Source organism: Clostridium sp. K04, from assembly GCF_019734375.1.
Taxonomy (GTDB): domain Bacteria; phylum Bacillota; class Clostridia; order Clostridiales; family Clostridiaceae; genus Clostridium; species Clostridium saudiense.
In genome coordinates this window covers 1-16,588 of the sequence record NZ_JAASHD010000009.1, presented here as the reverse complement: position 1 = coordinate 16,588, position 16,588 = coordinate 1, and the positions used below count along the sequence as shown (strand labels likewise).

The following is a 16,588-nucleotide window of genomic DNA, read 5'->3' as shown; positions in this document are numbered from 1 at the left end:
TACTTAAGTATAAATAATAAAATATTTACATATCATTAAGCCATTAATTAACTAAACAATAATTAATAATTTTGTTTTTGATATTATTTTATTTCCTCATATAATGCACTCCTGCCCAATTTACATTTTCACTAACTTCAGCTATTTCTGGTAAGTTAACTCCATCTAGAGCCCATTTCTTATATTCCTTATATCCAACTCTGTCAACAATATACCCAATATGCTCTTTTCCATAAGGTGCATCTGGACTTATATATTCCCTAACAAATTTATAAGTATTATCTATAACTTTTAAAACAGTATCTTCATCAGCCCATTTTATAAAATCTTCTGCAATTCTTGGATTTGTTTTCCCAGTTCTACCCATAATAACAATTCTATAATACTTTTTAGGACTTCTGGTCCATGCGTTGTTAGGACATGCTAAAACACATTCTCCACAACCAATACACTTACTTGGATCTCTTACAACTTTATAATTCTTTGCACTTAATGCTGTAGTTGATACTTGTTTACATTTCTTTACACAGGCCCCACAAGATATACACCTATATGAATCATAAACTGGCAAACACATTCCTATTATTCCTATATCATGCATTCTAGCTTTTATACAATCATTAGGACATCCTGTTGCTGCAATTTTTACATGTAAGTCATCGGGATAAACCATATCTTCAATTTTTCTTGCTAATTCTGTTGTATTATACTGAGCCTTAGGACAAATATTATTTCCAATACAAGAAGTTATATTTCTTGTACCTGCAGAAGGATATCCTGATCCCTTATGCTTTTGATTAGTACCCATATTATCAATAATAGGTTGAAGTGCTTCATTTACTTCATCCATACGCTCCATTGGAATTCCTAATACTTCAAATCCCTGTCTTGTTGTAACATGAACCCTTCCATCTCCATATTTATCAGCTAAATCAGCAACTAATTTTAATGTATCTGTACGAATTGATCCTCCTGGAATTCTGATTCTTACTGCTGTCATATATTTATTTTTAGTTATTCTAAATGCATTTTTCATGGTCTTTCTTGTATTTAAATCATGTATAAGTGCCATAGCCTATACCTCCTAATCATATAATGTCTTTCCAAAAGCATAATTAAATACTGGTCCATCTGTACATATATAAGTAGTATCCATTCTACAATGGCCACATTTTCCTAATCCACAACACATTTTTCTTTCATATGAAACCCAAATATTATAATCCTCTATACCTATCTTTTGGAATTCTGCTATTGTAAATTTCATCATCATTGGAGGTCCTACAATTACTGCTGAAACACTTTCTTTATCCTTTATTTTAAGCTCTGGTATATATTTAGTTACAAGGCCTACATCGCCATCATAATTCTCTTCAGCTTTATCAACTGTTAATATAACATTAAATTTTGACTTCCATTTTTGTATATCTTCTTTAAATAAAACATCTTCAGGAGATCTAAATCCACAAACTAATGTTACACTTTTACATTCATCTATATTTTCATAAAAATATTCCAAAATCCCTCTAACTGGAGCTAATCCACTTCCCCCTGAAACTATTATTATTTCTTTATCCTTATAATTTTTAATTTCAAAACCATTCCCATATGGTCCTCTTAATTGTATACTGTCTCCTATATTTAACTTAAATATCTCTTCTGTAACCTTACCAACTTCTCTAATTGTAAAATCTAAATATTCATCACTAAATCCTGATACTGATATTGGTGATTCCCCATATTTAGGCATTGAAATTTCAAAAAATTGTCCTGGATTTATTTCATCACATTTTCTATTTACTCTAAAGGTCCATTCTTTTGGAGTATGCTTTATAATATCTAAAATTTTCACTTTATAAGGAATATACTCATTTACCATCTTCTAATCCTCCCTTTGCTTACTTTTAACAAATTGAGTTACTTTATTCATAGCAGTTGATATTGATATATATTGAGGACATACATCATCACATCTTCCACATCCTATACACATTTGTGGTCCAAATCTTTCACCATAATCGTACATTTTATGCATCGTTCTATATCTCATTCTATCTCCATTTCTTACTCTAACATCATGTCCTCCAGCCATTAAAGAAAATCCTGGTATTTGACATGATGCTCCAACTCTCCTTCTTTCACCACATCTTGCATTATCCTGACTCACTACATCTTGCATCGTATAGCAGGAACATGTTGGACAAGAAAGATTACACCTCCCACATGCTATACATCTATAATCATATTCTCTCCAAAGCTCTGCTTCTGCTACCTCTAAAGGATTTAATTCTTCTGGCAATGTTACTTTTACTTCATTAGAGGATACAAATTCAATATTAAAGTCTGTTTCTGTTCCTACAAAAATATCTTTAAACTCATCATCCTTAACATCTATATAAACATCACCCTTATCAACCTTAATTGCTAGTGAATAATCATCAGTCTTATTAGTACCAAAACTTACACAAAAGCAATTTCTAAAGCTTTCTGCGCATCCAATTAATACTATCTTAACTTTATCCCTAAGCCTCTTATAATAATAATCAGGTTCTTTACCATTGTTTAAGTAAACATTATCTATACGATGTAATCCATGAATATCGCAAGAACGCATAAAAACTAGCATTTCTCGCTCATCTATTGATGGAATTTTATATTCATCTTCATTGTAATAAAATAATGTTTCTGTAACTGGCATAACTACTTCTTTAGCAGTAAAATGTGATTTACGGTCAAATTCAACTTCATTAATACTTTTGATTTCTTCATATCTAATTACATCTGTATCTGAATATTGACCTGCGTATGGTATAGATACTGGAGCAATAACTTTATATTTATCTTTAAAGTTGCTTATTATATTGTCAAATTCTTCAACAGTCATTTTAATTTTCATTAGTTCCACCTCACTTTTGTCATAAGTTTATCTTTTGTAAAATTATTCTTATATATTCATAATTTTAATTGCACATTTAAGTTTAAAATTTTCTAAGGCTTAATAAATTCTATAAAAAATAGAGAGATGTTTTTACATCTCTCTACTAATAGAAATCTTTTTTTATACTACTACTGTTAAAATATCTTCACTATAATTTGCTCTTTTCTTATCTGTTTCAACTATATCTAAGTAACTATCTGAATTTGTAACTATTACTGGAGTTACCACTGAATATCCTTCAGACTTTATAGCATTTATATCAAACTCTAATAATACTTGACCCTTTTTAACTTTCTCACCTTGTTTAACTTTAGGAATAAAATGCTTTCCTTCTAATTGAACTGTATCCATACCAACATGTATCAATATTTCAGCTCCACTATTTGTAGTAATTCCTAATGCATGAGATGTTGGAAATAATGTTGTTAATGTACCGTCAGCTGGAGAAAGAACTTTTCCTTCTGTTGGAACAATTGCAATTCCCTTTCCTAAAGCACCTGACGCAAATGCTGCATCTTTAACTTCTGATAAAGATACAATATCACCTTTTAATGGGCTAACTAATACTTCTTTATTAACTAAAACTTCTTTGTTTTTTTCTACAACTGTTTCATCTTTCATATCTTCTTCTGGTAATTTAGCAAAGAACATTAATAAGAAACCTACTACAACACCTACAGCCATAGCTAAAACCATACCTAAAAATCTACTATCTATTCCATCTGGTCCAATATAACTAGGAAGTGCGAATATACCCATTCCTCCTACCATGTAACCTCTACAACCAAATAATCCAATAATTCCTCCTGTTACTGCTCCACCAATACAGCTTAGAATGAAAGGTTTTTTTCTTGGTAATGTAACACCATAAATAGCCGGTTCAGTCACACCAAACATTCCTGAAATAGCTGCTGGAATACAAATTGATCTTAATTTTTTATTTTTAGTTTTTACTAATATAGCCAAAACAACACCTGTTTGAGCAAAGCATACAGCTACTGAAGTTGCTAATACTGTATCATATCCAACCGTTGCTAAACTATTAAATGCTATTGGAACTAACCCCCAATGTAATCCAAACATTACAAATACTTGCCATAACCCTCCAATAAATACACCTGCTACTACTGGACTGAAATTATAAATTGCCATTGTTACGTCACCTAAAATATTAGCCGCATATGTTGCAACTGGACCAATTGCCATAAATGTTACAGGAACTATAATTAATAGTGTACAAAATGGAACTAAGAAAGTTTTAACTACATCTGGTATAATCTTTTTAAATATTTTTTCTAATTTTGATGCTATGAATACAGCTAGTATTATAGGAATAACTGTTGAAGTGTATCCACTGCTAGGCATAACTACTGGAATTCCAAAAAATCCAACCGTTTGTCCTGCTAGCCCTACTATATCTGGATAAACTAGAGCTGCTCCAATTGCCATACCTGTAAATTGACTTAACTTGAATTTTTTAGCTGCTGTAAATCCTAAAAAGATCGGAAAGAAATAGAATAAGCAATCCCCAATTGCATTTAATATCATATATGTTGATCCAGTACTATCAACTAAATTTGCTGCTGATAATATAGCTGTTAACCCTTTTATCATACCTGTTGCACACAATACAGCCAATATAGGTTGGAAGACTCCAGAAATTATGTCTATTAATGCAGCCAGTGGTCCAACTTTTTCATTTGCATCTCCATCTGAAGCTTCAGAAAATCCTCCTACTGCTACTACATCTGCGTAAACATCTGGAACATGGTTTCCTATAACTACTTGATATTGTCCACCACTTTTAACTACAGTAACTACCCCATCCATCTTCTTCAATACTTCTGTATTTGCCTTACTTTCATCTTTAAGTTTAAAACGTAATCTCGTAACACAATGAGTTAAGCTGTTAACGTTTTCTTTACCGCCAACGTTCTTAATAATATCTTTAGCTAATTTTTCATACTTCATAACCATTCTCCCCTTTATTATATATTTAAATTTTATTTATATTTATAAAAAAAAAGCGAAACCAATACTTATGAAATAATATAAATAATTATATTTATTCCATAAATTCTGGTTTCGCCTGATTTAACAGTAACAATCCCTACTAAATTATATTTAATCTTATAAATTAGTATTTTCTTAATTTAGTTTTAAAATATAAAAACCTCAACTAATCAAGATAGATAAAGCAATAATATCTCATCTTCATTAATTAAGGTTTCGCCTGATCGAGTCAGTAACGATCTCATATTTTCTTGTAAACATTTAACTTATATATTTATAATAAACTATCTTGTAAACATTGTCAATAAAATTTTATTATTTTTTTTATAAAAACAACAAAAGAATTTAAATATCTATATTTATTAGTATTCTATATTCTTTTGCTGCTATTAATTATTCTCCTACCTTGCTGTAACCCTTTGAATATGCAATGTTAAATAAAGTTTTTCTGATTGCGATAACTTCTGACCTAAATACTTTTCTACCTTTAACATACATTCATAAGCTTTCTTATATTTATCTTTCACTTGCTCTAATAAAAAATCATCCTCTTCTTCAAGAACATTTTTATTATTAAGTCTCTTAAAGAAAAACCTTAAGTGTGTAACAAATCTTTCATAATTCAATGAATCTTCATCTAATTGAATATTATATGTGTACTTTACTATATTTAAAATATCTTGAACCATTTGTGTTAATTTTGCTGCATCACCAGCACAAGTGCTACTCTTGTTTATCTGAGCATTAATTAAATGTAAGGCAATACTTCCAGCCTCATCATCATCTAACCTTTGTCCAGTTTCCTCTTCTATTAAATCTAATGACCTTAATCCTATCTTAAATTCTTTAGGATAAAACTTTTTAATTTCCCACATTAAAACATTAGAACGCTTTATACCATCTTTATTTAATTTTAGTGCATAACTTATATGATCGGTTAGTGTAACATATATATAATCATTTAACTCTATATCTAACATATTTTTAGCATATTCAATTATATCATAACATATTGATACATGCTCCGCGGGAATATCTTCTAATAAGAGCTTAAATTTTTCTGATGCATCTTTTTGTTTAAGAATAAATGTTTTTTCTATAGAATTTTCATTTATTTTATCTCCTACTTTTTTCTTGAATGCTATTCCACATCCCATTGCTACTAATTCATCTTTTGATGAATTCTTAGCTAATACAACATTGTTATTAAATATTTGTTTAATTACCATCTAACCACCCCATTAAATTATTAGTATTACTTAAGAAGAAATTTTTCAATAAAAAAAACCTCTCTAATAAAAACGATATAGATATATATCGTTTCTTAGATAAGGTTTCGCCTGCTATTCAGTAACGATCGCAATAATATCCAGTAAACGTTTATATATAATATATACCATTTATCTATTATTTTGTCAATTCAATCCCAATACGTCTTTTCTCAAAGAAAAAAGTTCTTATTAATCTCATTCATCTATTGATAACTTATTTAAAAACTCACGTATTTCTTCTTGATTTAAATATACATCACCAATCATTCCATGAACTCTATAATATTCAATATAATCATGAAAATCTGATCCTGCAGTATATATCATATTTCTTTCCTTAGCTATATTAATTAAATACTTAGTATCTTCTTCAGTGTTTTTATAGTACTTTGCTTCTATTCCATCAAAATCAATATTAATTATATTTTCAAAATCCTTTTTGCATAATAGTACAGGATGTGCTAAAACAACTGTAGCTCCAAAGAATTTTAATATATCAACTCCAGTTTTAACACATAGCTTATCCTTGTATCCACAAAAATCTATATTATTATAAAATATTTTTCTTAACTCTTTTATATTTCCTTGCCTAACCTTTAAAAGAACAATTTTAAGTAATTCATTATTATAGCTATCATCTTTAAAATAACCTAAAACATGAACTCTACACTTATTATATCGAGTCGATAATTCTACGCCTGGTATTACTCTTATTCCCTGGCTTTTACCTTCTTCTATGGCTTCATCTATTCCATCTGTATTATTATGATCTGTAATTGAAATAATATCAACTTCTTTTCTTTTTGCAAGTTTAACTATCTCACTTGGTGTTAAGCCTCCATCAGAACAAGTTGAATGTATATGAAAATCACCTTTTGTATACATATTTCTTCCTAATAATTATTTACTTTTTATTATATGTTATTTTTCATTTTATGCACACTAAAATAAAAAAGGCAATCCTTTCGGATTGCCTTATGTAAACAAATTATATTTATAATTATTTGTTTAATTGAGCTTTTGCAGTTTCTACTAAGTTTGCAAATGCTTTTGGATCGTTTATAGCTATTTCAGATAACATCTTTCTGTTCATGTCGATTCCAGCTAATTTGATTCCGTTCATGAATCTTGAATATGAAAGACCATTCATTCTTGTAGCAGCATTAATTCTTGCTATCCATAATCTTCTGAAATCTCTCTTCTTTAATCTTCTTCCAACGTATGCATTTCTTAAAGCTCTTATTACAGATTCGTTAGCAGTCTTGAATAATCTGCTCTTCCCACCGTAGTAACCTTTTGCAAGCTTTAATACTTTTTTATGATTTTTACGAGAATTTACCGCTCTCTTAACTCTTGCCATTTTGTATTCCTCCTAAGTCCTCTATATTATAGGTATGGTAATAATTTCTTCATTGCTTTTTCTTGAGTAGTTGAAACATAAGCAGCTTTTCTTAAGTTTCTCTTTCTCTTAGCGCTCTTCTTTGTTAAGATATGGCTCTTGAAAGCTTTTGCTCTTTTTATCTTTCCAGTACCAGTCTTCTTAAATCTTTTAGCTGCACCTCTGTGCGTTTTCATTTTTGGCATGATTATATTCTCCTCTCTGGTTATGCTTTTTTAGGGGCTAATACCATTGTCATGTTTCTTCCCTCTTGTTTTGCTGCCTTTTCAACAGTACAAACATCTTCAAGTTTTGAAACAAAGTTTTCTAAGATTTTTAATCCTAGGTGACCTAATGTTGCTTCTCTACCTTTGAATCTAACAGTGACTTTAACTTTATCCCCGTCTAATAAGAACTTTCTAGCATTTTTAGCTTTGATAGCTATGTCATTTTCTTCAATAGTTAAACTACATCTGATTTCTTTAATGACAGTTACCTTTTGCTTTTTCTTAGCTTCTTTTTCCTTTTTAGATTGCTCGTAAATGTATTTGCCTAAATCCATTATCTTACATACTGGTGGCACTGCTGTTGGAGATATCATTACTAAATCTAAATCTTTCTCCTCAGCCATTTGTAAAGCTTCTTTTGTGGAAATTACTCCTAATTGATTACCTTCTGAATCAATTACTCTAATTTCCTTTTCTCTAATACTTTCATTACAAGTAAAGTTTTTACTGATAACATTCACCTCCGATAAAATCTATCAAGAAAAATATATAAATAAAAGGGCGACATATAATGCCGCCCTCGTATTATTTAGAAAATCTAGACATACTTCTAGATGAAAATCCAATAAACTCATTACCTTACTAAGCTATGCCGTAAGGCGAGAAACGGCAGTTTCTTCTTGACGAAATTTATTATATCATTAGAATAACTCATTGTCAATTTTTTTGTTAATGGTTATTCTAGAAAAATTTAGATTCTATTCACATATGCTAATTTCTCTTTTCATATTTCCCTTTGTCATATAGCACTTATCAAGTATTCTAAAACCAGCTGAAATTATTATATTATCCATATCTTCAAAAGTAATTATAACTAGTCTACGAGCTATCCTTCTTGAAGTATTGATTATATCCACTTGTTCTTGTACAGTAATAGGTGAATATAATCCATAAGGAATATCAACTATGGCAACATCATATTTTTCTTTTATATCATGCATATCTCCACTAGTTATTATTTCTCTATTATACCCTAAATACTCGATATTATTCCTCGCATTGCAAGCAATAGATTTACTAATTTCATATCCTTTTACATCAAACCCTAAATCTAAAGCCTCTATGACAACAGTTCCAACACCACAGCATGGATCTATTATATTTAAACTTCTATCATCACAAGTAGCAATATTAACTAATGCTCTTGCCATTCTTAATGGAATCGCATTTGAATATGAATATGGTTTATCATTGTGTTTTTGCCACTTAAAATCATTTTTTATAAGTTCTCCAAATATCCACTTATCTTTAAATTTTGTAACTGCAAGCTCTACCTTGGGATTGTGCATATCTGGAAAGCCTGTTACAACAAATCCTATTCCTCTAATTGCTTTAAGACGTTCTTCATAGCTAACATCGCCATCTTCGCTCTTCATATAATTTACTTTAAAATCATCATATTTAATTTCTTCATCTCTGATTTTATTAATAATTTCTTCAACTGAATCTTCCACATATCTAATATTAATTTTAAATTTTATAAATGGACTTCTTGATGGATCAAAGTCTTTGTTTGAAAATAAAATTTTATCTTTGGGAACTTTACCAAAAATACTTTTCATTTCCATATCACATAAGTCTTTTTCCATATCAGAACAATTTATAAAATAAAAATATTGCTCTGGGATGTTTTCACACTCACTTTTTACCATTGCATTATTCATTTAAACACCCCTCTTTTTTTAGTTAAGAGTTTTGAGTTATTAGTTTTTAGTTAAGGAATAAATTCAGCTTAGACTGAATTTATAGGATATTTTAGAAACTCCTAAGGAGTTTCATCCCTAACTCTTAACTCTTAGCCTCTCTAGTCTTTTTTACAATACTCTTCAATAGATTCTGCAACTACCTTTGCATAAGCAGCTGCATGAACTACAGTGTTAGCACCTGTTACAACATCACCTGATGCAAATACACCTTCTCTTGTTGTATGCCCTTTGTCATCAGTAAGTACTAATCCCCATTTGTTAGTTTCAATTCCTGTTGTATTAGCTACTATATTTTTTCTAGGTGATTGACTTACTGCAATTATTACAGAATCACACTCAAACATTCCTTCAGTTCCATCTATAGTAACTGTTACAACTTTTCCATCTTCTTTGACTTCATTTTTTGTTTCTATGTATTTAACACCGTCTTCAGTTAATTCAATTGGTGCTTTAAATAACTCAAACTTAATATCGTCATCTTTAGCTTCTTGTAATTCAACCTTAGTACAAGGCATATTTTCAAAGCCTTTTCTATAAAGTATATATACCTCTTCTGCTCCACTTCTTTTAGCAACTCTTGCTGCATCCATAGCAACATTTCCTGCTCCAATTACTGCAACCTTTTTACCCAAATTGTAAACATCCGGTGATTTTAAATAATCTATTGCATAATGAACATTTCCTAAAGATTCTCCTTTAATGTCTAAAGTCTTAGGATTCCATACTCCTGTTCCAATAAATACAGCCTTATATCCATCAAAGAATAATTTATCTAAAGTAATTACAGGACCTATTAAAGTATTAGGTCTAATTTTTACTCCTAATGCTAGAAGAATTTCTTCATACCTATCCATAACTGAGTTAGGTAATCTATATTCTGGAATACCATATCTCAATACTCCACCAATTTTTTCATGAGCATCAAATAAAGTAACCTTAAAGCCTTTTTTAGCTAAAATAATAGATAATGTAATCCCAGCTGGACCAGCACCTATAATTGCTATTCTCTCATTTCTCTCTGCCGTCTTTTCTAATTTTATCTTTTTTAAATATTCATTAGATATTAGTTCTTCGATTTCACAGAAACTTACCGGCTCACCTTTTATTCCTCTAATACAATTTCCCTTACATTGATCTTCATGAGGACAAACTACCGCACATACTGCTGATAATGGGTTATTTTCAAATAACATCGCTCCAGCTTCATCTAGTTTTCCTTCCTTAAATAGCTTAACTACTTCAGGTATCTCAGTATTAATAGGACAGTTTGCCTTACATCTTGCATTTTTACATAATAAACATCTATCTGCTTCTAATAATAATTCTTTCATCATTTGCATTTATCCTTTACTTTATATAATATTATAATTATTTAAGTATATCTAAAACATAAGCTTTAAATTCTTCAAAGCTTCCTTTTTCACTACTAGTACCCTTATTAATTTTCTTAGTTGCAAAGTTATACTCAACAGTTCCATAACTAAACTTAGGACTTGATATCATAATTTTATCTTCATGTGCACTAAAAATCCCCTTATTAACCATTGCTATTTTACATAATTCTAAAAAGCTTTCTTCATTTTCTAATTCTCCAGAATTAATTTTATCAATTACAAAATTAAATAATGAAAAACCTCCACCTAAAGATATCATACTGCTGTTTTCAATATAAAAAACTTTATCAGTATTATAAAAATATTTCATTTTTCCATAAGATATAGTTTTAAATTGTGAATTTACTTCTATATTAGACATATTGAAAGCTTTAATAGAATCTTCAATATCACACCAAGAATTACTTTGTTCAATAGCATTATTTTTTACTACTGCATTAAATTTAAGTAATGCTCCTTCCATTTCTTTGTCTGTATATACAACATTTTCATTTAAAGCTACATTAAATTCTCCATTTTCATATGTTAATGTTATTTTATTTCCCATAATAGACTCCTTTTCTTTTCATCTCTATAATAAACTAAATTCTTAACTTAAGATTAAGTTTTAACTCCATCTTAAGGTTATATTTGTTATACCCCAAGGGCACCTAGTCTAGTGGCGTGTCTGCTGTTATCTCCCATATAAAAACTTGAGAGTGTTACACCAACTAGCTCTTAGATAAAAATTATTATATCATATTTATTATTATAAAAATAAACTTTATTTTCTATTATAAAAATAGTGTGCTAAAAATTATTTAATAATTTTTATAGCACACCATAATATATTATTTAACTAGTTTTGCTGTATCTCTTGCAATCATTAACTCTTCGTTAGTTGGTACTACATATACCTTAACTTTAGAATCTTCATTAGATATTTCTTGGATATGACCCCTAAGTTCATTTTTCTCATCATTAATTGTAAATCCAAAGAATTCTAATCCTCTTAATATCTCTCTTCTAGTAATAGAAGAGTTTTCTCCTATACCTGCTGTAAATACTATTACATCTACTCCTCCCATAGCACCAGCATATGCTGCTATTTGAGTTCTAACTTTATAGTAGAATATTTCTAAAGCAAGTTTTGCTCTTTCATTTCCAGCTTCCCCTGCTGCTAAAACATCTCTAAAATCAGAAGATACTCCTGAAATACCTAAAACTCCTGATTTTTTATTTAATAATTCATCAATTTCTTCAATAGTATATCCATGTTGTTCAATTAAGAAACTGATAACAGAAGGATCGATACTTCCTGATCTTGTTCCCATCATTACTCCAGCAAGTGGTGTAAAGCCCATAGATGTATCAATAGATTTTCCATTTTTAACAGCTGCTAAAGAACATCCATTTCCTAAGTGACAAGTAATTATTTTTAAGTCCTTAATATCCTTACCCATTGCTTCTGCAACCTTATTAGAAACATATTTATGTGATGTTCCATGGAATCCATATTTTCTTACACCATACTTTTCATATAATTCATATGGTAAAGGACAAATATATGCATGCTTTGGCATTGTTTGATGGAATGCTGTATCAAATACTGCTACCATTGGTGTATTTGGCATTAACTCTTTACAAGCTTCTATTCCAATTACATTTGGTGGATTATGTAAAGGTGCTAATACTATGCAATCCTTTATTGATTGTAATACTTCATCATTAATTAGTACTGAATCAGAATACTTTTCTCCTCCATGAACAACTCTATGTCCTACTGCTGATATTTCATCCATAGATTTAATAACACCATGAACTGGATCAACTAAAGCTTCTAAAACTAGTCTTATTGCTTCTTTATGATCTTTAATATCTGAATTTATTACATATTTATCTTTTCCCTCAACTTTTTGAGTTAATATAGATCCTTCAATCCCTATTCTTTCTACTAATCCTTGAACCATGCAATCTTCTGTCGCCATATCTATTAATTGATATTTTAAAGATGAACTACCGCAATTAATTACTAATGTTTTCATTATTCCCACGCTCCTTTTATATTGCTTCTGTATATAAATATAATACCACTAAAAATCCTAAATAACCTAAAAGTTTAATTATTCTTTTTTATCTGAAAACTTTTTATATTAAAAAAAAGGCATATACTCTAAATCATAAATATATCCCTCATTTATATTTTTATGCAATTTTTCAAATTATATTACAATTAATTTCTATTTATTGATTTCGTTAAAATAAATTTCTAAAGACTTAATATTCATTAACATATCCTTATACTGTGGATAGTCGCTAAGAATTCTATTAATACATCTTATACAGAAGTCTCGTCGTTTATTAAAGTCACTCTTCATTTCTTTTTTATATCCCCATGTATGTGTAAAAAGTTTTTGATTTTCACTAAATAAATTTTCTAAAGCCATTATTTCATTAATTTTTATATTTTTTCTTTCTGCACACATAGATATTAACCTTTGTTCTGCAAAGACCATATTAACTATTCTATCATCACTATCCAATAAATTTTCCATAAATTTAATTGATTCAGTTGTATAATATTCTTTAAATTTATTATCACCAATATAAACAAATGCCGTATTGCTTGGTAATACAGTCCAACTCCACTTCTTATCAAATAAATAACCTTTTTTCATAATAAAGTGTTCTTTACTAGGATAAACACATGGATTAATTTCTTCCTTATGAATTACACTTATCTCCGATTTTAATAGTAAGTCCTCAACTTTATTCCACACAATAAAATCAGTATCAATCATTACACAAGGAGCTTCTTGATTTTTTAATGCATATATTTTCCCTGCTGCCCAAAATAAATTGCTATCAATATTATTGTTTATTCCTTCTAATGATATATCAATTCCTAAGTCCCATATACTATCAATGCCTAACCTTCTATAATAATTAGCACCAATTTCATCTGTAACCATCTTTATACTACCATTCTTTTCTCTCCACTTTAATGCTGATATTATAGTAGTTAAAATTTCAAAATCTTCTATATAATATTCTTTATTTGGATTCATTTTAAAGAAAGGGGTAGTCCAATTAGAATGAAATGCCTTTATCATTATCTCTCCACCTTTAAAAATATTTATATAATATTTAATCCATATCCTCCAACCCCTGAGCTAACTAAATTAGAAGAAATATCAATTTTACTTGTAGTACCAAATATCACTCTATTAATTAAAGTAACATTATTAATATTATTATTTGGGATAGTATTTTTTTTAAGCCTATCTTCTGGCTTTAAATCATCAATATTTTTTTTTCCCATATATTCTCCTCTCAAAAAAATATTATAGCACCGCAAACTTCTACAAATTCACAGGTGCTATAATATATTATACTTTTATTCTTCTAATAAGTCACGTATAACTCTTGTTGCGTCCATATAAGAAGCAATAGATTTATCATAATTCAACTTATTAATTATTTTTGCTACTAATTCTGACATATCAACAGGCTTATACCATTTTGCAGACTTTAATTCATCAGAAATATATGTTAAATTAGTTGAATAAACTCTTGAAATAATTCCATCTTCATAGAATCTATTAAACTTTTCTAGTCCTTCTGTAAAGAAAGCAAATGTAGTAGCTACATAAACATTTCTTGCTTTTCTTTCTTTTAATTCCATAGCTATATCAAGAACAGATTCTCCAGATGCTATCATATCATCTACTATTAATACATCTTTTCCTTCAACATCTCTTCCCATATACTCATGTTGAACAATAGGATTCTTACCGTTTACTATTGTTGAATGATCTCTTCTCTTATAGAATAAACCTACATCTACACCTAAAACACTTGAATAATAAATTGCTCTATCCATTGCACCTGTATCTGGACTTATAACTATAAGCTTGTCTTTATTCAGTTCTAAAGTTTCTTCATTTTTAATAAGTGATTTAACTATATCGTATGTTGGATAAAAGTTTTCAAAAGATAAAAGTGGAATTGCATTTTGTACGTTAGGATCATGTACATCAAATGTTAATACTTCATGTACTCCTAATCTTTCTAATTCTTGAAGCGCTAAAGCACAGTCTAGAGACTCTCTTCCCTTGCGTCTATGTTGTCTTGATTCATATAAAAGTGGCATTATTACTGTAATCTTTGCAGCCTTACCTCTTATTGCAGAAACTGTTCTTTTTATGTCTTGGAAATGTTCATCTGGACCTTTATGGTTAATAAATCCAAACATTTTATATGTACAACTGTAATTGCCAATATCACATAATATATATATATCCTTTCCTCTAACACTTTCTGAAATCTTTACTTTTCCTTCTCCGTTAGAAAATCTTATCTCATTGATTGGTATTAGGAATGACTCACTAGTATTTCTCTTTTCTTGAATAAATTTATCAACAGCTTTTCCAAGTTCTTTGCAACTTTCTAGTGCAATTAATCCTAATTCATGTCTTAATTCTGTCATCAAACTTTCCCCTTTACATTTTTATTTCAAAGATTCAAATTTAATAATATACATAATTTGATATGTCTTCCATCAAATATTTATAAAATTCCAATCATTAATAGTATATACTAATAACGAACATTAATAAACACTTATATTAAATTATTCTCTTTTTTTGGACTTTTTCTTTTATATTTATTATAATTAATTGAATTTAGTATTTCTATACGTATTTATTACAAATATTTTATAATATTTGTACTTTATTATATTTACGGAAACGCTCTATATTTTTTATTAAAAGGAAGGACACCTTATGGAAGATTTGTACTATGAAAAATTATTTAATATTAAAACTACTGGAGAGCAACAAGGATTTTATGAATCCCATCATTATAATCGATATGAGGCTACTTCCTATCTAGCCTTAGAAACATTATTTAAAGAATATTGTGTTAATGATAAAGATTCTGTTGTTGATTTTGGTTGTGGTAAAGGCCGCTTACCTTTTTATATAAATTATTATTATAATTCAAAAGTAACAGGTATCGAAATGAACAATAATTACTTTGAAATTTGTATTAATAATAAAAAAAGTTATCTTAAACATCATAATAAATCTAGAGATAAAATTGAATTTATAAATACATTTGCAGAAGAATATCAAATATCTAATAGTGATAATAAGTTTTACTTTTTCAACCCATTTTCTGTTCAATTATTTATGAAAGTAATTAAAAATATTCTTTTATCTGTTGAAAGCTTTCCAAGAGAAATAGATTTAATTTTATATTATCCTTCTGAAGAGTATATATATTACTTAGAAAATTATACTGGTTTTATATTATCCCAAGAAATTAATATTCCAAATTTAAGTATTATTGATAAAAGGCAAAAATTCTTAATATATAAATTAATATGTTAAAAATAATTAAATCCTTATTTCTAAATATAATCAATTGATTAACTATATTTTTATATAAGAGGTACTTAATTTAAATTAAGTATCTTTTTTAATATTAACTATAATTTAATATAACAAAAAGGTACTTAGTTTTATACTAAGTACCTTGAATTACCTGGCAACGTTCTACTCTTCCACACAGTCCCCCGTGCAGTACCATCGACGCTGTAGAGCTTAACTTTCCTGT

Annotated in this window: 17 protein-coding genes and 1 other annotated feature; of the genes, 1 reads left to right on the top strand and 16 read right to left on the bottom strand. The window is 28.7% G+C overall.

Features of this window, described 5'->3' with window-relative positions; all coding sequences use genetic code 11:
• Positions 1-88: 88 nt before the first annotated feature.
• The 16 genes from asrC to HCG70_RS05250 all read right to left on the bottom strand — a co-directional run bounded on the left by asrC (position 89) and on the right by HCG70_RS05250 (position 15,455).
• Positions 89-1,072, bottom strand: a complete 984-nt coding sequence (gene asrC / locus HCG70_RS05325; RefSeq protein ID WP_042397991.1) for a sulfite reductase subunit C — start codon at positions 1,070-1,072, stop codon at positions 89-91.
• A 12-nt stretch (positions 1,073-1,084) separates the two neighbouring features.
• A complete protein-coding gene (asrB, locus tag HCG70_RS05320; protein WP_042397989.1) occupies positions 1,085-1,879 on the bottom strand; it encodes an anaerobic sulfite reductase subunit AsrB in 795 nt (264 codons plus the stop codon).
• 3 nt (positions 1,880-1,882) lie between these two features.
• Positions 1,883-2,896 carry an anaerobic sulfite reductase subunit AsrA gene (gene asrA, locus HCG70_RS05315; protein WP_042397986.1) on the bottom strand — a complete coding sequence of 338 codons (1,014 nt, stop codon included), beginning with the start codon at positions 2,894-2,896 and terminating at the stop codon, positions 1,883-1,885.
• A 162-nt stretch (positions 2,897-3,058) separates the two neighbouring features.
• The gene (locus tag HCG70_RS05310) at positions 3,059-4,909 is read right to left on the bottom strand and encodes a beta-glucoside-specific PTS transporter subunit IIABC (RefSeq protein ID WP_154821177.1); all 1,851 of its coding nucleotides are present in this window, start codon (positions 4,907-4,909) and stop codon (positions 3,059-3,061) included.
• 443 nt (positions 4,910-5,352) lie between these two features.
• Entirely contained in the window at positions 5,353-6,180 is an 828-nt protein-coding gene (gene licT, locus HCG70_RS05305; RefSeq protein WP_195953717.1) for a BglG family transcription antiterminator LicT, read from the bottom strand.
• Between the two features lie 237 nt (positions 6,181-6,417).
• A complete protein-coding gene (locus tag HCG70_RS05300) occupies positions 6,418-7,107 on the bottom strand; it encodes a PHP domain-containing protein (RefSeq protein WP_055277926.1) in 690 nt (229 codons plus the stop codon).
• A 115-nt stretch (positions 7,108-7,222) separates the two neighbouring features.
• Positions 7,223-7,582, bottom strand: a complete 360-nt coding sequence (gene rplT, locus HCG70_RS05295; RefSeq protein WP_042397977.1) for a 50S ribosomal protein L20 — start codon at positions 7,580-7,582, stop codon at positions 7,223-7,225.
• Between the two features lie 26 nt (positions 7,583-7,608).
• Positions 7,609-7,806 carry a 50S ribosomal protein L35 gene (gene rpmI / locus HCG70_RS05290; protein WP_042397974.1) on the bottom strand — a complete coding sequence of 66 codons (198 nt, stop codon included), beginning with the start codon at positions 7,804-7,806 and terminating at the stop codon, positions 7,609-7,611.
• Between the two features lie 20 nt (positions 7,807-7,826).
• A complete protein-coding gene (gene infC, locus HCG70_RS05285) occupies positions 7,827-8,348 on the bottom strand; it encodes a translation initiation factor IF-3 (protein ID WP_042397970.1) in 522 nt (173 codons plus the stop codon).
• A 26-nt stretch (positions 8,349-8,374) separates the two neighbouring features.
• Positions 8,375-8,515: a sequence feature (ribosomal protein L20 leader region), on the bottom strand.
• A 70-nt stretch (positions 8,516-8,585) separates the two neighbouring features.
• The gene (locus HCG70_RS05280) at positions 8,586-9,551 is read right to left on the bottom strand and encodes a DNA methyltransferase (protein ID WP_055291647.1); all 966 of its coding nucleotides are present in this window, start codon (positions 9,549-9,551) and stop codon (positions 8,586-8,588) included.
• Between the two features lie 140 nt (positions 9,552-9,691).
• On the bottom strand, positions 9,692-10,933 hold the full coding sequence (locus HCG70_RS05275) for an NAD(P)-dependent oxidoreductase (protein ID WP_042397965.1): 1,242 nt from the start codon (positions 10,931-10,933) through the stop codon (positions 9,692-9,694).
• Between the two features lie 28 nt (positions 10,934-10,961).
• Positions 10,962-11,534, bottom strand: coding sequence for a hypothetical protein (locus HCG70_RS05270; protein WP_055277923.1), 573 nt, complete (start codon positions 11,532-11,534; stop codon positions 10,962-10,964).
• 283 nt (positions 11,535-11,817) lie between these two features.
• A complete protein-coding gene (locus HCG70_RS05265; protein ID WP_042397959.1) occupies positions 11,818-13,011 on the bottom strand; it encodes an acetate/propionate family kinase in 1,194 nt (397 codons plus the stop codon).
• 195 nt (positions 13,012-13,206) lie between these two features.
• Complete coding sequence (locus HCG70_RS05260; protein WP_055277921.1) at positions 13,207-14,079, bottom strand: DUF6734 family protein; 873 nt, start codon at positions 14,077-14,079, stop codon at positions 13,207-13,209.
• 23 nt (positions 14,080-14,102) lie between these two features.
• Positions 14,103-14,288 (bottom strand): hypothetical protein, encoded by a 186-nt coding sequence (locus HCG70_RS05255; protein ID WP_221697539.1) that lies wholly within the window; start codon positions 14,286-14,288, stop codon positions 14,103-14,105.
• 75 nt (positions 14,289-14,363) lie between these two features.
• Positions 14,364-15,455 (bottom strand): ribose-phosphate pyrophosphokinase, encoded by a 1,092-nt coding sequence (locus HCG70_RS05250; protein WP_042397948.1) that lies wholly within the window; start codon positions 15,453-15,455, stop codon positions 14,364-14,366.
• 298 nt (positions 15,456-15,753) lie between these two features.
• Between HCG70_RS05250 and HCG70_RS05245 the strand changes: the two genes are divergently transcribed.
• Positions 15,754-16,362 (top strand): methyltransferase, encoded by a 609-nt coding sequence (locus HCG70_RS05245; RefSeq protein WP_055277920.1) that lies wholly within the window; start codon positions 15,754-15,756, stop codon positions 16,360-16,362.
• Positions 16,363-16,588 lie beyond the last annotated feature (226 nt).